The sequence below is a fragment of the Methanosarcina barkeri MS genome, from assembly GCF_000970025.1.
GTDB lineage: Archaea > Halobacteriota > Methanosarcinia > Methanosarcinales > Methanosarcinaceae > Methanosarcina > Methanosarcina barkeri.
The window spans coordinates 4,188,698-4,214,492 of sequence record NZ_CP009528.1 but is presented as its reverse complement, the minus strand read 5'-3'; the positions used below and the strand labels follow the sequence as shown (position 1 = coordinate 4,214,492).

The following is a 25,795-nucleotide window of genomic DNA, read 5'->3' as shown; positions in this document are numbered from 1 at the left end:
TAAAATAAGAGTCAGGCTTAAAAATTAGAAAAGCCTTCTTATACTACTTTACCGGAGCCGTGGAAAGTTTCTGGCAAATCCGGAATGGCGTTTACAGCTTATTTATAAACATATAAAAACGTATGGGAGAATCATTATGAAACAGCAGGTAGAAGTTAAGGAACTCAAAGAAGGGAAATATGTAATCATTGATGACGAAGCATGTGTCATAAAAAGTATTACCAAGTCCAAACCGGGAAAACACGGGGCTGCAAAGGCAAGAGTAGAGGCTATCGGACTTTTTGACGGCCAGAAGCGCTCCTTCATAGGCTCAGTTGCAACCAAAGTATACGTCCCGATTGTGGAAAGAAAGACAGCACAGGTACTCTCGATTACCGGCGACATTGCCCAGCTTATGGACATGGGAGACTTCTCAACCTTTGAGATCGTAGTTCCTGATGAATACAAGGAGAAGGTCAAAGAGGGCGAAGAGATTTCTTACATTACAGCTCTTAGTAAGGTCAAGCTCGATATACGGACATAAACTTCCTACACTAAAGTGAAACTCAGGTTAAGAACCTGAGTCGTTCTTTTTTTAAGCAAATAATTTCATATCAGGCTAAATTATGTTTTTACCCAATTCCTTTATAGACGCTCTTGCAGACTATGAATCTGCACGTTATGTTATCTTCGGCGTGCCTTTTGATAATACCTCTTCTTACAGGGCAGGCAGCCGCTGGGCTCCTGACGCTATGCGGCAGGCTTCTGCGAATTTTGAGAGTTACAACCCGACTTTCGACATAGACCTTGTCGATCTTCCGATCTATGATGCCGGGAATCTGGAAACTTCCGCTTTGGTTGACGAGACTCTGCAGAGCCTTTACGAAGCTACAAAAGACCTCCTGAATGATGGAAAGCTTCCCATTATGCTTGGAGGGGAGCATTCGCTGACTTTCGCTATGGTGAAAGCCTGCGCCGAACTTGCAGGAGAAGATTTCGGGGTCCTTGTCCTGGATGCCCATTTTGACCTCAGGGAAGAGTACAGGGGCTTTAAGCATAACCACGCCTGTGTGTCCCGAAATATCCTCAGTGAGGTCACTAAGAATCTTGTTTCCATAGGTATAAGAAGTGGTCCGGAAGAAGAATGGGTTTTTGCCAGGGAAAATAACCTGAAGTATTACACAGCTGATGATGTGGAATCCACAGGCATGGTAGAGATTCTTAAAGAAGCCCTCGAGTGGCTTGACTGCAGTCAGATCTATCTTTCCCTTGATATGGATGCAATAGACCCGGCTTATGCTCCTGGTCTCGGCACGCCTGAACCCTTTGGCCTGAGTGCGCGAGATGTAAGGACTGCAATAAGGACACTTGCTCCTTTCTCAATGGCTTTTGATGTTGTAGAAATCGCTCCTGAATACGATTCCGGGCAAACCGCCATGCTTGGGGCAAAATTGATGAGAGAATTTATTGCTTCCCATGCAAAAAGTTGCAGGAAAGCATAAGCTAAGAAAACAGAAAGTTTTAGCTAAACTGCTGGAAAAGGCGAAGCATTAAAAACTTCGGAACTTTCCCAGAGTTCAATATCTCAGGACTCATTACATCCAGAGTTCAATATCTCAGGACTCATTACTCCAGGGCTCAGTATATCCAGATTTGATGCGTCCAGAACCCTTTTTATTCAACGAGGTTTACGTTAGTTAAGTACGCCAAATGGCTATTATCTTGTCAATTGCTATGTGCGTGTACTTTTCGTTATGCTCGAGAGTGAGCACGTTGTCTGCGCAGGCTTCCACTTTACCGTTAAATACATCAGGACCCCCGCAGTAAATATCTACGACTTCGCCTAGAAGATGTTCTACTATAAAAGATTGCACTTCTTTGCACCTCAACATTTTCTCATATATCAAAATCCAGGCCGCCAATTTGAGTGACCTTTATTCCCAAAAACCAGGGCACTAGTTCAGCTTTCCAGTTTTAGTCAGATTTAGAAGAAAATTCTTAAAATCTTTCCTTAATTCATTTGTTCTATATAATTGTCCTCTATAGTACAGAAATATCGGAATTTGGAACTTTGAACTTATTGGCCCCAGAGGGCTATTATTTTATCAATAGCTATATGGGTGAGTTTTCCTTCGCTATTGAGCGTCAGAACATTATCGGCACAGGCTTCTACATTTCCCTTGAAAACATCAGGTCCACCGCAATAAACATCCACATCCTTATTGAGATAGTGTTCTACTATAAATGATTGCATCATAGATTCTTTTCTCCTGCTTATTTTCTTTACAACTTGTTTATTTACCTGTTAGTTTCTCTGATAACAAAAGCTGACGGTCTGTACATCTGCAGACGTCCATTAATTGTAACTATCTTTTCATTTCTTATAAATATATTTAAAAACTAAAATTGTTTTTTGGAGTGCACTACTGTTAATCTTTGAAAGGAAAATCAGCTTACTTGCTAGAGAGCCTGAATAGCTCTCAGTTCTCGTTTTCGTGGAAATATAAATTAGTTATATGGCTTTCTTTTCTCCGGGTTTACTTGTTCAGAGAATTCAGGAAAGTTAGGTTTATCTGGAAATATCTCATAAATCAGCTTTCAATGAAAAAAATTAAACTTAGAACTATCTAAAAAATATTTTTTTAAAATTTCTCAATTTTAAATTAGTAAATTCTTATCTCAGAATTAAATAAATCAACCTTTTCTTTCTGAACTTCTGACTTCACGGTCTTCATAGAGGAAAATTTCCTCAATACGGACGCCAAAAAGCCTGGCAAGCTTGAATGCAAGTTCAAGCGAGGGATCATATTTACCTTTTTCAATTGCGTTTATGGTTTGCCTTGTAACTCCTACTTTTTCAGCCAGGTTTTCCTGAGTAAGATCTTGCATTGCCCTGTAAACTTTCATATTATTTTTCATTGAAAACTCCATCTCTTCACAAGCGAGTGTAAACGGATGTCTGATGAGATACTCCAGTAATCTGGAAACCTGTAAACTCTAACCTTCAACTTAGCCTCCTGATTTCATATTAAAATACATATAAAAGATAGAGTAGAGTACAAGACCCGTACAAGCTGCATATGACATGAAAAAACCAAAATCCGTATATTTCGGATAAGTATCCTTCATTGCTATAAGGACTGCACCCCCGATGGCAAAACTAAGAATTATGAACTGGAATGTAATTCCTGAGGCTTTTTGACTTATCTGACGAATTCTCTCATCTTCTACAATATCTTCCAGTCTGCGTTTTGAGAGGTACATAACAGCTATGCCTCCAAAGAAGGAAGCTACGGCAAGTGCAGGATTTCCTATTAAAATTGAAAAGCTAATTACAGCTGCCATAACCATTGTAGTAAGAAAGGTGATTATTTTGAACTGCTTATGTTTCATTTACAGAACCTCCATAAGGGTTTTCAATGAAAGCCGAATTCTCTCAGTATACTCATGTATATGTACACGTATAAATGTCTATGTTTAATTACAATATGTAATGCAAACTTTACATATTGTATATATCTCATTACATTATATTAAGTTGTCGAAAGGCTATTCTGAGTACATAGATAAAGGTTGATAGAAGGGAAATTAGAAAAACAAAATTTTAATACAAAGTAAATAGAAATTATAGGATAATTAAAAAGAAGTTAAAAATGTCTAAAAATTAACTTCCATATATGTATGCAAAAATACGACTCATTTCTCAATAGTGCATCAACTTAAAAGCGCATCCTGTCTTGAACGGATAATAACGGACAAATTGGGAAATAAATCCTACATCTTTGTACATCTGGACAATCATTTGGGGAAAAGGAGTATGATTTATGGGAATAAAGAAAAAATAATTTATCCATTTGTATTTGTTGCTTTTTTGGTAACAATTGCAGTAACAATTGCTGGGGCAGCATCTGTTCCTAAAGGTAAAGTGAAACCTGTGGGGCATTTCGGAGGGTTTATAGATGCCGTTGATGTCATTGGCAATTACGCTTACATTGGGCAAGGACAGGATCTTGTGATACTGGATATTGCTAATCCTTCTTCACCTGTTTCAGTAGGTAGGATTATGACAAAAAACTTAATATCTGGAGTAAAAATTTCCGGCAATTATGCCTATGTAGCTTCTGGTGATAACGGTCTTGTGATTATTGATGTTAGCAATCCTTCTTCTCCGGTTCTTAAAGGAAGCTACGATACACCTGGCTATGCTAGCAGTATAGCGATTTCAGGCAGTTACGCCTATGTAGCTGATGATTATAGTGGTCTTGACATTATTGATATCAGTAATCCTTCTTCCCCAATTTTTAAAGGGAATTACAATACTTCTGGAGATGCTCGTACTGTGGCAATTTCCGGCAATTACGCCTATTTAGCTGCTGGTGATAATGGTCTCTTAATTGTCGATATTAGCAATCCTTCTTCTCCAATCCTTAAAGGAAAATGCAATACCCATGGCATGGAGTTGCTTGGAGTGCTGTAGTTTCAGGCAATTATACCTACGTTGCTGATGGGGATGATGGTATTGTGATTGTTGATACGAGCAATCCTTCTTCTCCAACATTTAAAGGAAAATACTATACCTCTGGAAGCATTTACAGCGTTGCAGTTTCCGGCAATTACGCCTATGCGGCCGATTTTACTAAGGGTCTTTTGGTTATTGATATAAGCAACTCCTTTTCTCCAGTTCTCAAAGGAAGTTACAATACTTTAGACGCTGACGGAATAGCAGTTTCAGGTAATTACGCCTACGTAACCACATATCGTGGTCTTGAGATTATTGATATAAGGCGTCCCTCTTCTCCAGTCCTTAAAGGAAGCTACGATACAGTTGGATATGCTGACAATATAGAAGTTTCAGGCAATTATGTCTATGTAGCTAATAGTATTTTGGGTCTTGCGATTATTGATATAAGCAACCCTTCATCTCCGATTTTTAAAGGAAGCTCTGGTACTGACGATTATTCTACGGATGTTGCAGTTTCAGGCAATTATGCCTATGTAACCGAGTTTAGTGATCTTATGATTGTTGATATTAGTAATTCTTCCTTTCCAATTCGCAAAGGAAGCTACACTATTGAAGGATCTGCTGAAGATATTGCAGTTTCAGGCAATTACGCCTATTTGGCTGCTGGTGATAAAGGTCTTGAGATTATTGATATCAGCAATCCTTCTTCTCCAAAGCTCAAAGGAAGGTACAATACTGCCGGACGTGCTTGTAGTGTTGCAGTTTCCGGCAATTACGCCTATTTAGCTGCTGGTGATAACGGTTTTGTGGTTGTTGATATTAGCACCCCTTCTTCTCCGACCCTTAAAGGAAAGTATGAAACTGGATATGCTGACTGTGTTGCAGTTTCCGGCAATTACGCTTATTTAGTTGAAGACTCTGATGGTCTTGTGATTTTTGATATCAGTAATCCCTCTTCTCCAATTCACAAAGGAAGCGAAAGCCGCCATATTGGCATTTGTAAGGCCATTTCAGTTTCAGGTAATTACGCCTATATTGCTAATTCTGGTCTTGTGATTGTTAATATTAGCAATTCCTCTTCTCCAATTGTAGAAGGAGGATTCAGTTCTTCCTGGGGAATTTTGGACGTTTCAATTTCCGGCAGTACTATCTATGTAGCCGATTCCAATAATGGTATTTTGGTATTAAAAGCCAATTTAGAACAGTCAGTAACTTCTGTTATGAATTCCAGTTTAACACAGCCTGAAAATAACACTCAGAGCCTTAAACAAGAAAATGAGAGTGCAGTAGCAAATGTTAAGCAGACGCCTGAGCAGAAAAAAGAGACCCGCGCTCCTCCAAAAGAAAGCAAAAAAACTCCAGGATTTGAACTAATTTGGGGGATTGTTAGTTTGCTAACTATATTTTACATAAAAGGAAGTAACAAAAGGTAGTTATACTGACTTTTTGGAAAAATTTCCAAAAATAAAAAAAATTATTTTTTGAAGATGTATAAAAATAATAGCAATTCCCAATGTTTTCGGTCTAACTATTCAAAAAATATATCATAATAAATATTAGAGTTTATTGATACCTAAAAATAGAATATATGTATAAAATTTATGCCTATATCTCAGTTTATTGGAATCCCATGAGTTTCAATAGTCAATATTGAGTAAATAATTTATAGTAGTCTTGCATATTATGAACTATGCAAGATAATTTCTTAAGACAGGTTGAAATTATATTTTGTATTTGCCTGATCATTCTTTTTCTAATTTCCTGTTATAACACTTAACGGAAGAAGAGTTTACATCTTTACTCTCTTCAACGATACATGCGATTTACAGGCTCGATAATTATAACTACCAGGGTCTGGTGCTCATAATTGACTCTATAAAGCAGCCTTAAATGCCTGGACCGTAGTCTGAAAAGCTTTTCCTTACTCTCAATTATTCTTTTTGCTCGCGGTGGGACCGGATCGAGGACAAGTTCATCAAGAGTTTCTTTGACTCTGGAGTAAGTCATTTCATCAGCCGATTTCAAAAAGGCTTGCGCAGGGATGTCAATAAGGACTTTAAACATTTTAGAGCCTCAAAGTTTCATTGCTATTAAGCGGTAATGTTATCCGATTTATTTCTCAAACTTCTTTTTTTCTGAATGTTCATTTTGGTTTAATTGTTTGTTGCAGGTTCCAGCAGTGCTGAGATTATGAATAGAGATTATAAATAAGATTTTTACTGTGGTAATTCTCTTTCTCACAGTATGAGCAATACCATGTTAATCAACACAGACCAAAGATCCTACACTAATTTGGGGGTTTGTTAACATTTTTACTGCCTTAGTAATAGAATTCATTTTGCTGCCTTAGTAATAGAATTTATTATCTACAATATCTGATTTAGTTATTGTAAGAGTAATTTTTTTATCAGATTCAATATTAAACTAAAAATATTTTTATTTTCATGAATGATATATAGAGTCCAAATAATATATTATTTCTCGAAAGGTGCAAGTTTCTACGAGAAACTGTAATAGTTAAATTTGTATAATTTTTTTATAACTTTAATTATTAACGCAAAGTTTCTCATTGAATATCTTTTTTATCTTCATTATATTTTATATAAATGCCCAGAAACATAACAAAAATAACGGGTGCAAGTGCCATCATTCCAATTAAGCCGAAACCGTCTGCAATTGCATCTACACCTTCATGTGCAGATGCTAGTCCGACGGTCATTGATGTGAGAAATGTTACAGCCATAGAGCCTGTTGCAACTCCACCTGCATCGAATGCTATACTTATGAAATCTTTGTCGCAAAACCATAATAAAACAAATACGAATAGATAACCTGGGACTATTATATACAGAAAAGGGATTCCATAAATTATTTTTGCCATTGCAATGGCAACGAACACAGCAATTCCAGAGGAAAGAACATAAAGCATAAGTTTTGATCTTATATAACCATTGGAAGACTCTTCAATCTGGTAACATAATACCCTTACAACAGGCTCTGCAAAAGTTGAAAGGAATCCAAGCACGAAACCTATCGGTATTAAAATGTTTTTTTTGTCGGAATTGCCGAAAAATTCACCAATCTCTCTTCCTATAGGAAAAAAGCCACTGTATACGCCATAAAGAAATAATACTATTCCAAATCCGGCTAAAATTAATCCGGTATACAGTTTTATTAATTGTGAAAACGGAAGCTTTAAATGTGCTTTTTGAAATAGAGCAAAAAAAATTACAAGAGGGACAAGTGACTGAATAACTTCAAAGAATACAGGCGAGATTCCCTCTGTAACTGAGTTCATGAAGACAGAACCCCCAGCAACATTACAATAACTACAGGGCCCATGGAAGCTAATCCCATGATTCCGAAATTATCTGAAAGTTCAGACTTCTTTTGTAATACTGCAACTATTCCGATTCCAAGAGCCATAATAACAGGTACAGTTATAGACCCTGTGGTCACACCTCCTGCATCGAAAGCGATTGCCAGGTATTCACTCGGTACAAAAAATGACAGCGCGAGTATAATTAGATAGCCTGCTGCAAACAGATACCTGATTGGAATTCCATAAATTGTTCTGAAAATAGAAATAACTACAAACAAGCCAACTCCAAAGGCTATAGAGATTATTATCATATTACTATCTATACTGCCCTGTGAAACTAAATTAACCATGTTACTTAAAACTCTTACATCAGGCTCCGCAATGGTTGTTAGAAACGAGAGTAGGAAGACTACTATTGCAATAAAAGCAAGTGAATTATGCTTGGGCAAATCAGCTCCTATTGCCTCACCCATTGGAAGTATACCAATCTTAACGCCTACAAGAAAAAAAATCATTCCCAGTGAGATAAGTAATATGCTCGTCAAAAAAGATGCAAGCTGGTTCAAACTAGTACCAACTAATGTCAGCATGAGCAAAAGTATTGCAAGCGTTAAAGGAAATACTGCCTGCACAACTTCAATAATAGTCTCTTTAATATCACATATCATAAAAATTTCCCTCCGCAATAGATAGAATTTACTTTACAAATTACAGATCTGAGCTGTTTAAGGTAAATTTCATCAATGAGACATATTGAAAATATCAATTATTGCTAAACTGGTGAAGTATCTTCGCCACGTTGTTAAGTTGAAAGAGCAGACGATCCATTGTATTTACATGTCTATATATATTCATTAATCTTAATATATTATGAATTTAGAAATTCTATTTTCTACAAGGATTTTTAAATTTCCTATTTCAGCTTTAGACATCTGGTTTAAATCGTAGATTTCATATCTGAATCTTAATTGCCAATTCCCCAATTAATTATATGACTAATATTATATAATACTCTTTGAGCACAAGTCTCCGTCTAAATAAAATATAGATAGCAAGTAAATTTACTTTTTCTACTCCTTGATTTTAAAATAATCCTTAACAGACCTCATTGTTATGCTATTTCTCTTTTAACCGTGGTAACGGCTAATTTTCATTGTTTAAAATTATCACTATTGAGAATAGCAAATGTCAACCAGATCTAACGAAAAAAATAAGTTTTTAAGTTAAATTCAAACTTGAAAGTCTCCAGATAGGAACATTCATAATTTCCTAAGTGGAGTTACTCATATTTCTCTGTTAGAGTGCAACATATCATAAAGTGGATGACAAATTCCAAATACTTTATCCAGAGAAACTACAAACCCAATCCCTTTTCCGGGTTCGTTGAGGTTTACAGCCTCAATAATACTATTTTTGATTTTATCCTCAATTGTCGATTCAGCTACTGTGAGGACGATTTCCTTTTCTGGTTCGATCATTAAGCCAAGAATACTTTTATTCTCATGAACTCCTGTACCGCGACCAAATAAGATTGTTCCGCCATGGGCACCGGCTTTTCTTGAAGCCTTAATTACCTCATCGCCCCAGCCTTTTTTTACAATTGTGACTATTAATACAAAATCTTTCTCATTGCACACTCTCTCTACCTCCGTTAAATCTTATGTAAACACCCAGAAGCATAACGAAAATGATGGGCGCCAGTGCTATCATCGCAATCAGGCCAAAGCCGTCTGCGACAGGATCTGTCCCCTCGTATGATGTAGCCACTCCTACAGCCATTGACATCAGAAAAGACACAGCCATCGGACCTGTTACAGCTCCTCCTGCGTCGAATGCAATACCCACAAAATCTTTGTCACAAAGCCATAACAGAATAAGGACAAATAAATAACCTGGAACTATTATGTATATGAAAGGTATCTTATAGACAATTTTTACCATTGAAATCGCAGACAACATAGCAACTGCGAAGGAAAGCATATAGAGCATAAGATTTGATCTTATATAGCCACTGGAAGATTCCTCAACCTGATAACACAATACTCTTACAGAAGGTTCCGCAAAAGCAGCAAGTAAACCAAGAACAAAACCTAGAGGAATTAAAAAGTTCTTCTTAGAATCGCCAAAGAACTCCCCTATCTTCGTTCCTGCAGGGAGAAATCCGTTATTGACTCCATGAAGAAATAAGATCATACCAAATGCAGTGAAGGCTAGCCCTATATAAAGTCTTACTAATTGTGATAATGGCAGCTTTAAATATAATATCTGAAGGGATGTGAAGAAAATTATTAGAGGAGCAATTGATTGGATAACTTCAAAAAACACGAGCCAAAATCCCGTAATTTCTAAACTCATGAAGACAGAACCCCCAGTAGCATGAGACTCAATATGGGACCTATAGTCGCTAGGCCGATAAGTCCAAAACCATCAAGTTCAGATCTATCTTGCAATACTGAAGCTATCCCGACTCCAAGGCCAATAATCACAGGCACAATCATTGCTCCTGTAGTCACACTTCCGGAATCAAAGGCAATTGCCAGATAATCAGCAGGTACAAAGAAAGACAGCATGAGTATGATTGAATAACTTCCTGCAAACAGATATTTGATCGGAAATCCAAAGATTATTCTCAGGACGGAAATAACCATAAGAAAACCTACTCCAAAGGATATAGAAATTATCAGTAAATTGTTATCTATACTCCCTTGTAAAGCTGAGTTTATCATGCTAATTAAAACACTTACATTAGGTTCCGCTACAGCTACAAAGGACGAGAGTAGAAACACCATCACTGCGATAAAAGCCAGTGAGCTGTGCTTAGGCAAATCAGCTCCTATTGCCTCACCTATAGGAAGCATACTCAGCTTAACCCCGGTTAGAAAAAAGGTCATTCCGATTACAGTTAGCACTGTAGCTATCAAAAAGGAGATCAGATCATCCAGGCCTATACCGACGAACACAAGCAACAGTAACACGACTACAAGTGTTAAAGGAAATATAGCTTGGACGACTTCCTGAAAAGTTTCTTTAACATCACGCATCATGAAAGTTCCACCAGATAGATAAATAAGCACTTAATTAAGCGAGCAAATAAAAATGTTTAAATAAATATAAAAATAAACACTAAATTCTAAATCTGCCACTTGTGAGTATTCAAGTACTTTTGACCCCAAAAATTTTAGAATATAAGCATTAACAATATAGTTACTATAAGTATGTAAACATTATAGCTAAGTTAAATCTTTCATTATAAACTCTCTCATTATAAATAACAAAATGGAACTTCTCTTTATTCCGCACCGTCCTCGAAAAGCTTTCTAACTTCCTCAACATTTTCAGGTGGGCTGATCACAAGCAGAATATCATCCGCGAGAATTTCAGTCTCAGCTTCCGGTCCGGGAATGATTTTATGACTACGTGAGATTGCAAGTGCGGACACTCCATAGTTCTTCCGAAGATTGAGTTCCCCAAGAGTCATTCCTGCTGATTTTGAGAATTTCCCTACCCTGATACTCCGGATTTCCACATCTGCAAAATCAAGAGCCAGATCGCAGATTTTTTTCCTGGGGATGCCAGTACTTCGAAGCATCTTATAATGGTCGGCACGTAATGTTGAAGTAAGGGAATAGATTTCACTGCTGGGAACTAAGTATCTGTGAAGTACCCTTGTGAAAAGCTCTATTGAGCTTTCAAACTCATCAGAAATGACTTCATCTGCCCCAAAATCATAGAACTTATCCAGCTCACTCAGGAAATGTGTTCTGGCAATGATGTGGATTTCCGGATTTAACCTTTGGGCAGCTTCAATTATTCTTTTAGCGCTCGGAGGATCACCTGCGGTCACGACAACAGATTTCGCGGTCTGGATGCCTGCATGTTCCAGTACAGCATTCTGAGCAGCATCACCGTAAAAAATACGCTCTTCCTTCTGCTTCTCTATCCGTACGACTTCAGGATTCATGTCAATTACTATGTAGGGAATTGAAGCTGCTTTTGCAGCAGTCACGACATTTCTACCGTTTATCCCAAATCCTACTATAATTACGTGGTTTTCAAGTTTCTCTTCAGATTCTTTTTCTTTAAATTTACTGTACCAGCCCTGTTTCAAGATTGGGGGAAAAGGCAGAAAGTCAGCAAAAGTCGTGGTTCGATACCCTATACTCATAAAAAGAGGGGTAAGCACCATAGAAAGTACTGCAACATCCAGAAATTCCTGGTACATGAGAGAGGAAATTAATCCACTTGCAGAACCTACTTTTGCAAGGATAAAGGAAAATTCTCCAACCTGTGAAAGGGAAAATCCAACCAGAATCATTGTATGCAAAGGAAAACCTATGAGAAAGGTGCTCAAACTGTTTGCCAGAGCCTTCAGAAGCAGCACAGCCAGGGTAGCAGCCAGGATCAGGAGCAGATGTTCTCTTAATATGTTGAGATCAAGCAGCATCCCTATTGAGATGAAGAAAATACTCATGAACATGTCCCTGAATGGAATTATATTCCCAAGAGCCTGAACCGAATACTCAGACTCCGAAATAATAAGGCCAGCAAGAAAAGCTCCCAGTGCCAGAGATAGTCCAACCATGGAAGTCAGCCAGGCGACAGAAAGCCCTATTACTATAACACTCAGGAGAAAAAGCTCGTTATTTCGTGTCTTTGCCACATGGTACATGATAAAAGGAACGACATATCTGGCGCTTAGAAAAGTGAACACGATGAGCCCAAGGCCCTGCAGGATAAGCTCTAAAAATGACTTTTCAGTCCCTGGAGTGCCTGCGAGGACTGGAATTAAGAGAATAATTATCACTGCAGCGATATCCTGAAAAATCAGTATTCCTAAGGAAGTCCGCCCGTGAAGGCTATAAATTTCTCCTTTTTCCTGTAAGAGTTTAAGAACAATTGCAGTGCTGCTTAATGCTACTAAAAACCCAAGAAAAATCGAAGCTTCTCTGGAATGTCCAAGCCAGAGGAATATAAGAGCAACGATAACTGAAGTTATGGAAAGCTGCAAACCGCCTCCAAAAATTACAATTCTGCGAAGCTGTAAAAGGTCGCGCAGTGAAAACTCAATACCTATGGTAAAAAGCAGGAGTACGACTCCGATTTCGGCCAAAAATTCTATGTTTCCAATCTCTCTAATAAGTCCAAAACCAAAAGGTCCAGCAAGAATACCTGCAAGTAGAAAACCAATCAGTGGAGCTATTTTTAATTTTGAGAAAGTAAATACTACAGGAATAGAAAGTCCGAAGATGATCAGAAGGTCGGTTAAAAGATTCGTCGCCATCAATATATAATGATTTTTTAAATAATATAAATTTCATTGACCTGGGCCCTCGAGAAAAGGTAGTAACATACTAAAACTAATATGGGGAAATGAATTAGCTATTTTAACAAATAAAAGAGCATGGTAGACATTTTTAAAACATGAGATATTTTAGAAAATTAAAGAATTATGTGGAGTATATTTGGATAAATAAGATAAAAATAAGCATATGGGGATTTAAAAACCGCTTTTAGTCTTCATAGCTTAAAACAAAGTCTATTTAAAAGTTAAAAATTTACTCTAGCCTTTATCCCTCTCTGAAGGCCATGTTACTTTCCTGAAATTGCTTAATAAAGAATCAATTGCTTTTCTGTCTATTTATGCATATATGCCCTCTTTAAAAGAAGGAAATAAGGAAATCCTAAAAAAAATGAATTTTTAAAAGAAAATGAAACAATTAGAAAGTGTAAAATCAAAAAAAACCTCAAATAAAAAGGTATTTTTAAGTTTTTTTTCGAAAAAAAAGGATTTTTAAAACTTGATTAGATAAAAAAGTATTTAAAAGATTTGTTTAATATGAATATTGGCATATTTAAGACATATTTTCTCTAAATAAGCTGAAAAAAGAGGGATTTAATTTCCTAGAACAGGGTTCATTTTATTGTACTCTGGAAGTCTCTCCTATAATTTTTCTTTCAGCTTTCACTGAGGTTTAATTGTGAAATCTAAGATTATGAACTATTTTAATGCATCTGAAGAAGAATTTTCAGACTGGAAATGGCAATACAGGCATAGAATTGAGACCGTAGAAGAACTTGAAAAATTGATTCAGTTATCAGAGACCGAGAAAGAAGATATAAAAAAAGCTCTTGAAGTTTTTCCTATGGCAATATCTCCTTATTATGCTTCTCTTATAGATCCGACAGATCCTAACTGTCCTATTCGAATGCAGGCTGTACCCAGTTCAGCCGAACTTAAAAAATCTTCCTGGGAACTCGAAGATCCCCTATGTGAGGATAAGGATTCCCCTTCTGAAGAGAGCTGTATAACCCATAGATATCCTGATAGGGTGCTTTTCCTCATTTCAAACCGCTGTGGGATGTATTGCAGACACTGTACCCGCAAGCGAAGGGTCGGCAACAGAGAGTACGACTATTCTGAAAAGGTAATCAGAGAAGGGCTCGAGTATATTAGAGAACATCCTGAAATAAGGGATGTCCTGCTTTCGGGAGGAGATGCCCTGCTCGTTTCCGATGAAAGGCTGGACTGGCTCCTGGGAGAACTCTTTGACATTCCTCACGTGGAAATAGTAAGGATAGGTTCAAGGGTTCCTGTAACCCTCCCTCAGCGCATAACCCCTGAATTATGTGAAATTCTTGAAAAATATCCGTCAGTCTGGCTTAATACCCATTTCAATCACCCAAAAGAGATTACCCCGGAAGCTAAAAAGGCAATGAGAATGCTAGCAAAAGCCGGAGTTCCTCTTGGTAATCAGTCCGTACTCCTCAGGGGAGTCAATGACTGCCCGATGGTAATTAAAAAACTTTGCCACGAACTCCTTAAGATAAAAACAAGGCCTTATTATCTCTATCAGTGCGACCTTTCCTTTGGGCTGGAGCATTTCAGGACCTCAGTTTCGAGGGGAATAGAGATCATTGAGATGCTTAGAGGACATACATCGGGTCTTGCAGTTCCTACTTTTGTTGTTGATGCCCCTGGAGGAGGAGGAAAAATTCCTGTAGGTCCTAATTACCTGATTTCAAGCTCGGACACAGGAGTCGTCCTTAGAAATTACGAAGGGGTGATCTGCATGTACCCAGAACCTGAAGCTTATTCCTGGGAGTGTCAGCAAGCCTGTTCAATCTGCGATAAGCATCCAGGGCTTAAAAGTGGCACAGGCATTGCAAAACTATATGACGAAGAAAATGACATAATCGCTCTCGAACCCGAAAGCCTCGAAAGAAAAAAGCGTTTCTAAAGAAAAGAGTAAAGGAAATAAACCAGGAAAATCTCCTCAAGTCAAAAAACTTTAAAAACGTAAGGAGGAAAAAATATGGAAAAAAACCTTCCCTTTATTCTTGAAATTAAAGAAGAACTGGCGGGATACTGGAAAAAGATAAATCTGGAGATTGGAGGATCAAGAGCTGATCTTGTAATTGATTACTACAACAACAGAATAAAAGTTATGAATTTTACCGGAATTTTTGAGAAAATTTCAGAAGTTCTTAAAATCGTTGCTAAAGTAGAAAAAATTGGGAAGATAATCGTATATACGCCTCTGGAAAACATAAAAGAGCTTGAAACCTGTGGATATGTAGAGGAAGGAAACATCAAGGGGTACTATGCAGGAAAAGACTGCCATGTTTTCTCAAGTTACCCTGAAACTTCCAGAGGAGTTTCTTCTAATAAAGGGAAAGAAGACCAGATAATTGAAAGCTGTCTCAGAAAAGTAATGATATCCAGAAGAAAACTGAAAAAACCGGATGGCTCCCAAAAAAATGAGAACATAAGAAAACAAGGAGAGAATATCGGGTTTCAGGAAGAGTACAGGCTCAAGCCTGCAGTCCAGGCTGATGCCTCAGCAATGGCAACTCTTTACAGGCAGGAGTTTAAGTTTTATCCCACTCCTTTGCACATGAAAAGTTATCTTCTAAAAACCATGGACTCGAATGTTCTCTATTTCCTTGCAGAAAAGCAAGGAACAATCTTGAGCCTTGCTTCGGCAGAAATGGACCCAACAAACAAGTGTGCAGAAATAACCGACTGCCTGACAATTCCTTCCGAGAGGGGAAAGGGATTGATAAAAGAGCTCATCAAAGCTCTGGAAAAAGAACTTTTAAATAGAGGCTTCAGAAGCTCTTATACTCTCTGTAGAGCTTCATCTCTAGGAATAAATGCAGCTTTTGCTTCTCTTGGCTATGCTTACACAGGCAGGCTAGTTAACAACTGCAAGATTGGAAATGGATTTGAAGACATGAACATCTGGTGCAAAATGCTTAAAAAGAACAGGTCAAAACAAAGAATAAACTAAAGCAAAAAAACTGAAAGAAACCGGAAATTGGCAGGAGAAAAAGTCCATTCAGCCAAAAACTTATTTGATTTTGCTTTCAAAACTCCACAGTGTTGAGTATTTTGATTAAAGAAGTTCTTGAGTATTCTGCTCAAGCCTGGTGGTAATTTCCTTTGCAGCTTGGGCTGTTACGTAATCTATATAGGCTTTTTGTGAGATCAGGCCTTTTGTGGAGTCCTTCAATTCCACATTCCCACTTATTAACTTTTCTCCTTCCCGAGAGCTACTGTTTACGAAGGTTACAGTTACAGATCCTTCTTTAAATTGATCAAAATATTTTACGTCTCCTCCAGTTGAGGTATAGAAGAAAAAAATATTCAGATTTGAAAAGGTATAAACAGGCGTATAGACTCCGTCACGTTTACTGATATTAATCAGGAGGGCTTGAGAATTATACTTGTTCTTTACTTCGTCGGTGATTGATACCTCCATGCCTGCTTTTTCCAGTTCAGTATCAAGGTTTTTTCTAAGAGATTTCGAAAAGTAGTCGTTACCTTCTATATGGAGGCAAATCCTACCTGGAAAGTCAATTTGAGGGTTGCTTGTGGAGTAGGAACTTACCATGGAATTAGCTTTGGTCTCGCTCTTTGCCGCCTTGAAGTCCAGAATATAAAAGGAAGAAAAAATAATTGTAAGAATAATTACTGCAAGAAAAAGTCTTCTATTTACTATGATTTCTTTCATGCTTCTAAGAGTTATGTTTTGATCTTAAAAAAGATGGGTTGAGGAATAGTCAGAATCTATCTCAAAAATTTCATTGAAAGTTTAAAATTTGTTCCTGAATCAGAGGTTTATTTACCAAATAGATCTGAAAATCAGTGTTAGGGCCAAAAATTTAGATAACATCCAAAAACGAGACTCAGAAAAAATTAAACTCAGAAAAAATTAAACTCAGAAAAAATTAAACTCAGAAAAAATTAAACTCAGAAAAAATTAAACTCAGAAAAAATTAAACTCAGAAAAAATTAAACTCAGAAAAAATTAAACTCAGAAAAAATTAAACTCAGAAAAAATTAAAAAATAACGACGAGAGGGGGACTCGAACCCCCGGGACGCAAAGCATCACGGGATTAGCAATCCCGCGCCATACCGGGCTTGGCTATCTCGTCACAAAGGACTTTAAGAAGCACGTCCCCTTAAATGCATTTTATGTATTTAATCTTTTCCAGAGGAAGGGTTTCACAGGGACTATTTTACAAGAAGTATAATAGTTATGCTATAAAACTGAATCACCTGATATATTAAGCGATGAGCACACCTCAGGTTGTTGAACCTTGGAGATACCAGGAGACTGGGACCTCTTCTCCACCCCGCAGCCCCGCAAGCGATAGTTGCCCACAGTAAGTCTGCTCCCTTCCGGGCCTCGACCGGTTTCCGCAGTTATGGTATGAAGACCTGCTCTCCAGCAAACCCGCATACCTGCACCATCCAAGCAGGACGGGGCTTCTCCGTTGAGATTCCAGGCTGGAGTCCCTTCGACGCATCTTCCATTGGCTTCGTCCCCCGCGTGTCGGCGATCTCGGGTTACAGGTAACGCCGGGCTACCCGGACTAGCTCATCAGCTATACAAAGTCACTTGTAATATATAAATATATGCCAGTCATATCCCTCCCGATATCTGTTTTTCATAATGGGGCGTGAATGTTCAATCGTCTTTAAAAGAAAAAAGCAAAAAGGGTGAGACTATTGAGTGAGACTATTTTTTAAGCTGCTTGGAAAAGTATTAAGATATATTCAGAAGGGCTTAAAAGAAGAGCTTATAAAAAGAGGCTTAATAAGAGTGGCTTAAAATATATAAAAAGAAATAAATCACCCTATTTATTTATACGTTATTTTTCAAAATAATGTGTAAATAAATCTGAAACAGCTATATAGCACACCAAAATATCGGTAAAATGGGGAAAATTTGGGGAATTTCTATGAGATGTGGAGTTGCAATTGACCTTGGAACAAGTGGGTATCGAGCTCAAAAAATCGATCTTGATACAGAAGAGATCCGAAGAACAGTGATAACTTTGAGGAATCCTCTTCCCGGATCAAACGTAATGGATCATATGGATTTCGCAATTCACTATGGTCAGGATCTCGCACATGGACTTTCTATAAATGCAGTAAAGAGCCTATTCCAGGCTCTTGATGTGAAAAGTGAAGAACTTGAAAGACTTTCAATATGTGGGAACCCAATTCAGCTATCCATCTTTCAGGGGATAAGCATCGAAGACCTGGCCTATGCAGGAGAACGGAAGAAAAAGAAGTATAATATACAGGAGCAGGACAGAAGCGCGAGAATCATACATAGCAGTGAAATCCCCGGGCTTGATGAATATGATTGTGAAATCGTAGTTCCTCCTGCAATAAAACATGAAGTTGGGGCCGATGCCCTTGCCCTGATAATAAAATCCGGAATGCTCGATAGCGACGAAATTTCAATTGCTACGGACTACGGAACAAATGCAGAAATGGCCCTCAAAGTGAAGGATATTATTTATACGGGATCTGCAGCTGCTGGCCCTGCCCTTGAAGGACAGCAGATAAAACATGGAAACCTTGCGTCTCCTTACGTCATATCAGATTTTGAATTCGAGAATGGGGGATTAAGGAACTACGTCCTGAGTGAAGAAATGAAACCGGTTCCTGGAGATATAATCGATCCGGCAACCGGGGAAATCCTTGAGGAAGGTCAGATCAAGGCTAAAGGAATCACAGGTACCGGGGTCATAGCTCTGATAGAAAAAGGAATTGAACGTGGCCTTATAGAGCTTCCAAGGATTAAAACTCCGGATGAGCTTATTCACCTGCAAAATCGGATGGATTTCTCTGAAAAAGACCTGAAGGAAGCCGGAAAAGCTATAGGCGCAATTCGTGCAGGGCATATTACGCTCTGTTCGACCGCAGGTATCGAAATGGCAGACATTGATACGGCTTATATGGCAGGTGCTGCCGGTACATATATGGATGCAGCAAAAGCCCAGAAAATCGGTTTGATTCCGTACGCAACAGGAAAGGTCTCCCAGCTTGGAAACACTTCACTTGCAGTCGCCCGTGAAATATTGCTGTCGGAAAAGAGATTATGGGAACTTCAGGACATTGCAAGTCAGATAATAGGCACACACATAATGTTTGCGACTGCTCCGGAATTCCGGGACGTATATGTTCTTGAACTTGCGTACTGGGAAGAAGGTATGCCCTTTAAAATGTTCAAGAAATATCTCAAAAAGAAAGAGCTTCCAGGCCTGGGAGACCCGATACAGAATCTCATTATCGATAAACGTGTGGAGAGAGATATTCCAGTTCTTGGAGAAGAAGGGCTTCATGTACTTGAAAGAGTCGGAACCTACATGACTATGGTTGTCGATTGCCCCGAGTGCAAAAAGTGTATTAAAGTCTGCCCAACTGGCGCTATATCAATTGACGACGAAAATAGAGTTATGATAAGCACTGACCTATGTGAAGGCGCCCATTGCCAGAAATGTATCCGAGCCTGCCCTCCTGAAAAATTTAACTGGGAAAATCTCGAGGTTTTCAAACAGAAGCTACAGGAATAAAATGGTTCAGGATCTATGGTCAGGCAACTTCTAAATTCTCAATGAAATAAAATATAGGGCAATAAGCAACTTATACATACTTTAGAAGATCATTGGAAATAAGAAGATATCTTCGAAAATAAGAAGATATCTTCGAAAATAAAAAGATATCATGCTGGCTAGAGAAAATAACATCCTGCAACCTTTTAATAATGTGAAAAATTAAAAAAGGTTAGAAGGAGTAAGTTAGAGAGAATAAGCTTCACGAAGTTTTGCGACAAGTACTTCAACCTGTTCCACTGCAGTCCCTATATATTTATCGGGATTTACGAGATTCTCAATATCTGTAGCAGTTAAATATCTTGCAATATCAGGATTTTCCAGAAGTACATTTTTGAAATGCTGTCCTGTATCGTGGGCTTTCATTGCTGCAGTCCTCACGAGCTCATGGGCTTCCTGCCTGCCTACTCCTCTTTTTGCGAGCTCAATCATCACAGCCTCTCCCATATTAAGGCCCCTTAGCAATTCCAGATTTCTCCGGATATTTTCAGGATAGAATCTCAGATGTTCAATTACATTTATCCCTATTTTGAGGATGTGGTCCGTAAGCACACAGGCTTCAGGGAAAACTACTCTCTCGGAAGAAGAGTTGGTCAGATCCCTTTCATCCCACAGTGTATTATTAAGGAGTTCGGGCTCCACCATGGCCCTTACAATTCTTGCAAGCCCGCACATCTGCTCGGACTTTATAGGATTGCGTTTATGGGGCATAGTAGATGAGCCTACCTGCTTTTTTCCAAAACTTTCCTCAATCTCGGCAATTTCACTGCGCTGGAGAGTCCTGATTTCTATACCTATCTTATCCAGAGTCGTAACTGTATTTGCCATCCACATTACAAATTCAGCGTGCCTATCTCTCTGAATGATCTGATTGGAAACATCAACAGCGCCGATTCCAAGGTGCTGCATTGTAAGTTTCTGGATAAGTATCCCAGATTTCCCAAACGCAGCCTGGGTCCCAACTGCACCTGTCATCTGCCCTACAGTAGCTCTTGGAGTGAGTTGATGGAGACGGTCCAGATGCCTTGAAATCTCCGAAGCCCATATAGCAAAGCGCAGTCCGTATGTTGTCGGAACCCCTATTTGTCCGTGAGTTCTTCCGCAGCAGACCGTATTCTTGTGGGCTTCGGCCTTGTCAAGCAGAACTCCGAGAAAAGTTTTGAGTTTATCCTCCATAAGATCAATTGCATCCTTAATCTGGAGAGCTGTTGCCGTATCTAGAATATCGTTTGAAGTGGCTCCGAAATGTACCCATTTTCCAGCGTCATCTCTGCACTGTTCAGAAATTGCAGTGACCACAGCCATCATATCATGATGGATCTCTGCTTCAATTTCGTCAACCCTTTCAGATTTTACGGAAGAGATACTTTCAGATATAATCTCAGCCGAATCTGCGGGGATCAAACCCATATCCGCTTCGGCGCGGGCAAGGGCTGCCTCGACTTGAAGGAGCTTGTTTAGTCTGTTTTCCTGGCTCCACACATGTTTCATTTCTGCTGTACCATACCGGTAGTCTATAGGATGAATCAACACATAAATCACCATTTATAAGATCAAGAAATTAAATAAACCTTCCAAATTAAATTAATATGAAATTGGGCTTAGAATCTTACGGTTTTAGCGTTAAATAATGATTTTATCTGTAAATAATTATCATCGTTATATAATTTCAATGTTAACTTTGACACAATCCAATGTCAACTTAATTACAGCTTCATCTTGGTTAAGCCATAGGGCAGGGAATAAACAACATAAGCAATAAATAAGCTTTGAGTTAGCAGGATAAGAAAAACGATGATTATCCTAAAAGTAAAAGAAAGGAAGCTTGCAAACTCAATAAAAGACGGGCTTTTTTGATGAAAAACATTATATCCCTTAACATCCATTAAGCGGACTATATACCTTATCAATATTGAAAAATAATAGCAGGTGACAAAAATGGGTCGTTTTCCAGAAGCAGAAGAAAGATTATTAAATAAAAAAATTTGCATGCGATGCAATGCAAGGAATGCAGTAAGAGCAACTCGCTGCAGAAAATGCGGCTACAGTGCTCTTCGGGTAAAATCCAAGGAATCCAAGGGAGCATGATCTTTTTTGCAGGTGGAAGCACACCTTCAGAAAATCATTGATCAGGAAGGAAAAGTTCATCTTACCCTTATCGATCCTGCTTCCCAAACGCCTGAACGAGCCGCTGAAATCGCCCTTGCAGCAGTCAAGGGAGGCACTGATGCCATCATGATAGGGGGCTCAACCGGAGCGTCGGGAACCCTGCTTGATGAGACCGTCATAAAGATAAAAGAAAAGGTAGATGTTCCAACCATTCTTTTTCCGGGAAGTTCAGCCGGGCTTAGCAGGTATGCAGATGCCGTATTTTTCATGAGTCTTCTGAACTCGAGAGATCTAGGGTATGTGATCACAAACCAGGTTCTGGGAGCTCCGCTTGTATACCAGAGTCAGATAGAACCTATTTCCATGGCATACCTTATAGTTGAACCCGGAGGGACTGTTGGTTGGGTAGGGGACGCTAAATTGATCCCCAGAAAGAAACCTGAACTTGCCGCAGTATATGCCCTTGCAGGCAAATACCTCGGCATGCATTATACCTACCTTGAAGCCGGGTCCGGAGCTGACAAGCCTATTAACCCTGAGATGATAGGAGCTGTCAAGAAAGTTCTAGGGGAAAACAAACTCATTGTTGGCGGTGGGATTAGAGACGCAGAGGCTGCAAAACTCTGTGTGTCGGCAGGTGCAGATATGATAGTTACCGGCACCGTTCTTGAAGAAGCAAGGGACGTTACTGCAAAAGTGGCTGATCTTGTATCAGCCATAAAAAGATGAACTCTGAAACTAAAATTCCAGATGTGCTGCCTGCTTTTAAGTATGAAAGGACTTATTTAAGTCTTATTTAAGATTTATTTAGTTCTGCTATTCTTCTAAATTACTTATTTTTTTCAGGGTACTTTTTTCCAGAGTACTTTTTTCCAGAGCGCGGTTTTAGCTCTAAATTGATGTGTGGCATGTCTCAGAAAGTTTTGAGTTTCCATATTTAGTTTTTAAGACTGTTCTGGTTTAATTATAGCAGCCGATTGTAATAAATAGTTATAAGGTAATATCTGACTCCTATTTTAGTATAAATTATACTGGCGCAAAAGCATCCGAAAATTGCAGTGAAAAAGGCAAGTTATCACGCGCAATTGACAGAATTGCAGAACAGATTTCGGGTCAGGCATTAACTTACGATTAACACTAAAAGGTATGATTATGCTCAGAGTTTCCAACCTGGTTAAAGATTATGAGGTACGTTCCGAAAAGATAAAAGTGCTGGACCATATCGACTTCACGGTAGAGGATGGAGAAATCCTCGGGATAACAGGTCGAAGCGGAAGCGGAAAGTCGACATTGTTGCGCATTCTCCGGGGAGTTGAGCCCTTTCAGGAGGGAACTGTGGAAGTAGATGGAAAAATTATAACGCCTGCTTCAGGGATTGAAGGGGATAAATTTCTGAAGAGCGTAAGCGCAATACACCTACAGCGAAACTTCGGGCTCTGGAACGGGCCTGCGATTGAAAATGTTATAAGAAAGCTGAACTACCTTCGAGTGGGGTATGAATCCCTTCCACGGAATGAATATCTTCCGCACAGTGTAGATAATGATTACGACGACCTGTTTAAAGAAGCAATGGAGTATCTAAAACTCGTGGGCCTGGAGGATAAGGCGCTTCATTCCACCAATCTCCTGAGTGGGGGAGAAAAACAGAGAGTTGTAATGGCAAGACAGCTTGCCGCAAAGCCGAGACTCCTTCTCCTAGATGAACCTGTTACAATGACCGGGCCGGATACAAAACAGGAAGTCCTTGATGTAATAAAGAGCCTGAAAAAGAAGTTGAACATCCCAATTATAGTAGTTTCTCACCTTCCGGAAATTCACGCTTATCTTGCTGACAGGTTGATCTTCCTTGAAAACGGGAAAATTGCAGCCAACGGAGAACCTTCCCTAGTACTTAAAAATTTCCTCAGGGATATGAAGCCAAAGGAAAAGCTTGCGGAACCCGAGAAGAAAGAGGTCTGCATTAAAGTTAAGGACATTTCAAAACGCTATTCCATCATCAGGATGGGAGAAGTCCTGAATATCAAAGATTTTTCTCTCGATATTTACAGAGGAGAAATTCTGGCTTTTATCGGATCCTCGGGAGCTGGAAAAACAACCCTTATGAAACTCATGGAAGGGCTTGTAAAACCAAAGAGCGGAACCGTAGAATATCTATGCAACAGAGACTTGGTAGACGTTACCAGGTATAGCAAAAAACGCATGGAACTCCGTAGGATCATGAGTATTATGAACCAGGAATTCTCGATGTCCGTAAACTCCACGGTAAGGGAACAAATTCGGTTCAGGTTAAGCATGAAAAAGCAAGGTTCAATTGAACATGCAAGGAGTAAAGCTAGGGAAATAGGGCTGTCGGATGAAACCCTTGATACTATATACCGCCTGCCTGACATGCCAGAAGAAGAGAAAGAAACTGCTCTGCGGGAACTCAATCTGAATGACACAATCTATTTTGAACTCTTTCCGACGATCCCAATAACTGATGTTGATACCTATGCAAGACCAGTATTCGAAGCCCTTGACCTGCCAATGGAAATTCTTGACAAAACTCCTTACCAGATCAGCGGGGGCGAACATGTCAGGGCTTTCATTGCCTTAAGCCTTGCAACTTCTCCCGAGTATCTTATGCTTGATGAACCATTCGGAGACCTTGACCCTGTAACTCTCAGGGATGTCACAAACTCTTTAAAAAGAATCAACGAACGCTTTGGCACGACCATCGTGCTTGTAAGCCACCACATGGATTTTGTTAGGGAAGTTGCTCACAGGGCTATATTGATTGATAACGGAGCTCTTGCAATGGATGGAGAGCCGGCAGAAGTCTGTCAGGAACTCATCAACAGGAGCAATGCCCCTTACATGGAACACAGCCTGGAAGACCTTGTGGAAGGCGGTTTGGAGACTAAGTAATAACAGCCAGAAAGAACAGCTAGAAAGAACAGCCAGAATATTTTTGTAGCAACCGTTGCGCCGGTTGATCACGCCGACCACGTTGTTGCTTGGTTTTTCGGTCAAGCCTTTTTTGAAAAGGGTTGTGATCACGCCAATAGGGTTTGGGGATAAGGTTCTCAAACCCAAATGTTGGCTCATGGTTTTCGCTCAAGCCTTTTTTAAAAAGGCTTGTTTTTAATCCATTTTTAGTATCCATAGGTCTACAATTTCTTCATGCTTGTGCAGCACTGTTCAGTCAACCTTATTTTCCTCGCACAGCCGGTTCCATTCTTCGTTCCCGAATTTTATGTACAGGCTTTCAGGTACAATTGGTTTTTCAAGTTCCTTTATGGTTTTTTCTGAGAGTGTCTGGTTCTCTACAAGTTCTCTTCCTGCGCATCTGAGGGTTTTTTTATACTTTCCTAGGAGAGGTTTTAGCATGATATTGTTTTTGCCCCTAAATATTTCTCCTTCTCCTCTGTATATTTCAGCAACGAGTTCAGTATGAAAAGTTCTTGCAAGCCGCTTGAAAAAAAGGCTTTCAACCTCAAAGTTTGTCTGGCCCGGTAACCCGGCGTTTGATATCACGGCGAGTTTTGGAAGCTTTTCATAGCGTTTTGCGTGCCTGTACTCTCCCATTTCATCTTCTTCAAAATGAGGCACAAGCACAGGAGTAAGTCTATCTATAAAGTTTTTCATAACAGCTGGGATATTATCGAAATACACGGGACATGCGAATACTGCAATATCTGAAGCCACAAATCTGGGAAGCAGATCATCCATATCGTCCCTGATTGTGCAACTTCCAGGGGTTTTGAGCCAGCACTCGAATTTTCCCTTGCAATATCCAATTCTTTTTTCGATCAGAAAAATGTTTTCGGTTTCTGCCCCGGCTTCTTCTGCTCCTTTCAGGAATTCCTCTACCATAATTAGAGTGTTTCCTTCCCTGCCTTTATGGCTCCCGCTGAATACTGTTATTTTCATGTGTAATCCCCCTTCCCATTGAATAAAGAACCTCTGAGCTGAAAAACCTTTGAGCTGAAATGAATCTTTCCAACAGCCTTTCTAATTAAAGGCTAAT

24 protein-coding genes, 1 tRNA gene and 1 other RNA gene are annotated in these 25,795 nt (G+C 39.1%); 10 read left to right on the top strand and 16 right to left on the bottom strand.

Features of this window, described 5'->3' with window-relative positions:
- The first annotated feature begins 136 nt into the window (after positions 1-136).
- Both MSBRM_RS17295 and speB read left to right on the top strand, forming a co-directional pair.
- Positions 137-523 carry a translation initiation factor IF-5A gene (locus tag MSBRM_RS17295; protein WP_048156492.1) on the top strand — a complete coding sequence of 129 codons (387 nt, stop codon included), beginning with the start codon at positions 137-139 and terminating at the stop codon, positions 521-523.
- Positions 524-605: 82 nt separating this feature from the next.
- The gene (gene speB / locus MSBRM_RS17290) at positions 606-1,481 is read left to right on the top strand and encodes an agmatinase (protein WP_048156489.1); all 876 of its coding nucleotides are present in this window, start codon (positions 606-608) and stop codon (positions 1,479-1,481) included.
- 195 nt (positions 1,482-1,676) lie between these two features.
- On the opposite strand, the gene MSBRM_RS21570 is transcribed toward speB, so the two are convergent.
- The 4 genes from MSBRM_RS21570 to MSBRM_RS17270 all read right to left on the bottom strand — a co-directional run bounded on the left by MSBRM_RS21570 (position 1,677) and on the right by MSBRM_RS17270 (position 3,372).
- Entirely contained in the window at positions 1,677-1,853 is a 177-nt protein-coding gene (locus MSBRM_RS21570) for an MM0924 family protein (protein ID WP_304440478.1), read from the bottom strand.
- 203 nt (positions 1,854-2,056) lie between these two features.
- The gene (locus tag MSBRM_RS17280) at positions 2,057-2,236 is read right to left on the bottom strand and encodes an MM0924 family protein (protein WP_048109441.1); all 180 of its coding nucleotides are present in this window, start codon (positions 2,234-2,236) and stop codon (positions 2,057-2,059) included.
- A gap of 437 nt (positions 2,237-2,673) precedes the next feature.
- Positions 2,674-2,898, bottom strand: coding sequence for a helix-turn-helix transcriptional regulator (locus MSBRM_RS17275; protein WP_048156486.1), 225 nt, complete (start codon positions 2,896-2,898; stop codon positions 2,674-2,676).
- Between the two features lie 90 nt (positions 2,899-2,988).
- Entirely contained in the window at positions 2,989-3,372 is a 384-nt protein-coding gene (locus tag MSBRM_RS17270; protein ID WP_048156483.1) for a DUF2178 domain-containing protein, read from the bottom strand.
- Between the two features lie 424 nt (positions 3,373-3,796).
- Between MSBRM_RS17270 and MSBRM_RS21565 the strand changes: the two genes are divergently transcribed.
- Positions 3,797-4,456 carry an LVIVD repeat-containing protein gene (locus MSBRM_RS21565; protein WP_230668966.1) on the top strand — a complete coding sequence of 220 codons (660 nt, stop codon included), beginning with the start codon at positions 3,797-3,799 and terminating at the stop codon, positions 4,454-4,456.
- Positions 4,417-5,874, top strand: a complete 1,458-nt coding sequence (locus MSBRM_RS17265) for an LVIVD repeat-containing protein (RefSeq protein WP_230668964.1) — start codon at positions 4,417-4,419, stop codon at positions 5,872-5,874. Before MSBRM_RS21565 ends, MSBRM_RS17265 begins: the two co-directional genes overlap by 40 nt.
- Positions 5,875-6,247: 373 nt before the next feature.
- Here the strand turns inward: MSBRM_RS17265 and MSBRM_RS17260 are convergent, their stop codons facing one another.
- From MSBRM_RS17260 to MSBRM_RS17230, 7 genes are all read right to left on the bottom strand, one after another.
- Entirely contained in the window at positions 6,248-6,505 is a 258-nt protein-coding gene (locus tag MSBRM_RS17260; RefSeq protein WP_048109435.1) for a hypothetical protein, read from the bottom strand.
- A 502-nt stretch (positions 6,506-7,007) separates the two neighbouring features.
- Positions 7,008-7,739, bottom strand: a complete 732-nt coding sequence (locus tag MSBRM_RS17255; protein ID WP_048109433.1) for a DUF1538 domain-containing protein — start codon at positions 7,737-7,739, stop codon at positions 7,008-7,010.
- Positions 7,736-8,431: a DUF1538 domain-containing protein gene (locus MSBRM_RS17250; RefSeq protein ID WP_048109431.1), complete on the bottom strand. Its 696-nt coding sequence runs from the start codon at positions 8,429-8,431 to the stop codon at positions 7,736-7,738. Before MSBRM_RS17250 ends, MSBRM_RS17255 begins: the two co-directional genes overlap by 4 nt.
- Before the next feature lie 615 nt (positions 8,432-9,046).
- Positions 9,047-9,400 (bottom strand): P-II family nitrogen regulator, encoded by a 354-nt coding sequence (locus tag MSBRM_RS17245; RefSeq protein ID WP_048109430.1) that lies wholly within the window; start codon positions 9,398-9,400, stop codon positions 9,047-9,049.
- Entirely contained in the window at positions 9,390-10,118 is a 729-nt protein-coding gene (locus MSBRM_RS17240) for a DUF1538 domain-containing protein (protein ID WP_048156481.1), read from the bottom strand. Before MSBRM_RS17240 ends, MSBRM_RS17245 begins: the two co-directional genes overlap by 11 nt.
- On the bottom strand, positions 10,115-10,807 hold the full coding sequence (locus MSBRM_RS17235; RefSeq protein WP_048156479.1) for a DUF1538 domain-containing protein: 693 nt from the start codon (positions 10,805-10,807) through the stop codon (positions 10,115-10,117). Before MSBRM_RS17235 ends, MSBRM_RS17240 begins: the two co-directional genes overlap by 4 nt.
- Positions 10,808-11,052: 245 nt before the next feature.
- On the bottom strand, positions 11,053-13,044 hold the full coding sequence (locus tag MSBRM_RS17230) for a cation:proton antiporter domain-containing protein (RefSeq protein ID WP_048156476.1): 1,992 nt from the start codon (positions 13,042-13,044) through the stop codon (positions 11,053-11,055).
- A gap of 697 nt (positions 13,045-13,741) precedes the next feature.
- Between MSBRM_RS17230 and kamA the strand changes: the two genes are divergently transcribed.
- Both kamA and ablB read left to right on the top strand, forming a co-directional pair.
- Positions 13,742-15,001, top strand: coding sequence for a lysine 2,3-aminomutase (gene kamA / locus MSBRM_RS17225; protein ID WP_048156472.1), 1,260 nt, complete (start codon positions 13,742-13,744; stop codon positions 14,999-15,001).
- A 75-nt stretch (positions 15,002-15,076) separates the two neighbouring features.
- Positions 15,077-16,054 (top strand): putative beta-lysine N-acetyltransferase, encoded by a 978-nt coding sequence (ablB, locus tag MSBRM_RS17220; protein WP_080943719.1) that lies wholly within the window; start codon positions 15,077-15,079, stop codon positions 16,052-16,054.
- A 105-nt stretch (positions 16,055-16,159) separates the two neighbouring features.
- On the opposite strand, the gene MSBRM_RS17215 is transcribed toward ablB, so the two are convergent.
- From MSBRM_RS17215 to ffs, 3 genes are all read right to left on the bottom strand, one after another.
- Complete coding sequence (locus MSBRM_RS17215) at positions 16,160-16,777, bottom strand: hypothetical protein (RefSeq protein ID WP_048156469.1); 618 nt, start codon at positions 16,775-16,777, stop codon at positions 16,160-16,162.
- 340 nt (positions 16,778-17,117) lie between these two features.
- Positions 17,118-17,202, bottom strand: a tRNA-Ser gene (locus MSBRM_RS17210).
- A 137-nt stretch (positions 17,203-17,339) separates the two neighbouring features.
- Positions 17,340-17,654, bottom strand: an RNA gene (gene ffs / locus MSBRM_RS19785) — signal recognition particle sRNA.
- A gap of 358 nt (positions 17,655-18,012) precedes the next feature.
- Here ffs and MSBRM_RS17200 point away from each other — a divergent pair.
- Positions 18,013-19,638 (top strand): methylamine methyltransferase corrinoid protein reductive activase, encoded by a 1,626-nt coding sequence (locus tag MSBRM_RS17200; RefSeq protein WP_048156460.1) that lies wholly within the window; start codon positions 18,013-18,015, stop codon positions 19,636-19,638.
- Between the two features lie 225 nt (positions 19,639-19,863).
- On the opposite strand, the gene purB is transcribed toward MSBRM_RS17200, so the two are convergent.
- The gene (gene purB, locus MSBRM_RS17195; RefSeq protein WP_048156456.1) at positions 19,864-21,210 is read right to left on the bottom strand and encodes an adenylosuccinate lyase; all 1,347 of its coding nucleotides are present in this window, start codon (positions 21,208-21,210) and stop codon (positions 19,864-19,866) included.
- A 405-nt stretch (positions 21,211-21,615) separates the two neighbouring features.
- Here purB and MSBRM_RS17190 point away from each other — a divergent pair, with 405 nt between their 5' ends.
- The 3 genes from MSBRM_RS17190 (at position 21,616) to MSBRM_RS17180 (ending at position 24,693) form a co-directional block, all read left to right on the top strand.
- A complete protein-coding gene (locus MSBRM_RS17190) occupies positions 21,616-21,765 on the top strand; it encodes a 50S ribosomal protein L40e (protein WP_048156454.1) in 150 nt (49 codons plus the stop codon).
- Between the two features lie 6 nt (positions 21,766-21,771).
- Entirely contained in the window at positions 21,772-22,515 is a 744-nt protein-coding gene (locus MSBRM_RS17185) for a geranylgeranylglyceryl/heptaprenylglyceryl phosphate synthase (protein ID WP_048156451.1), read from the top strand.
- A gap of 423 nt (positions 22,516-22,938) precedes the next feature.
- Positions 22,939-24,693, top strand: coding sequence for an ABC transporter ATP-binding protein (locus tag MSBRM_RS17180; RefSeq protein ID WP_048156449.1), 1,755 nt, complete (start codon positions 22,939-22,941; stop codon positions 24,691-24,693).
- Between the two features lie 273 nt (positions 24,694-24,966).
- Here the strand turns inward: MSBRM_RS17180 and MSBRM_RS17170 are convergent, their stop codons facing one another.
- Positions 24,967-25,698 carry a flavodoxin family protein gene (locus MSBRM_RS17170; RefSeq protein ID WP_048156443.1) on the bottom strand — a complete coding sequence of 244 codons (732 nt, stop codon included), beginning with the start codon at positions 25,696-25,698 and terminating at the stop codon, positions 24,967-24,969.
- Between the last annotated feature and the right edge of the window lie 97 nt (positions 25,699-25,795).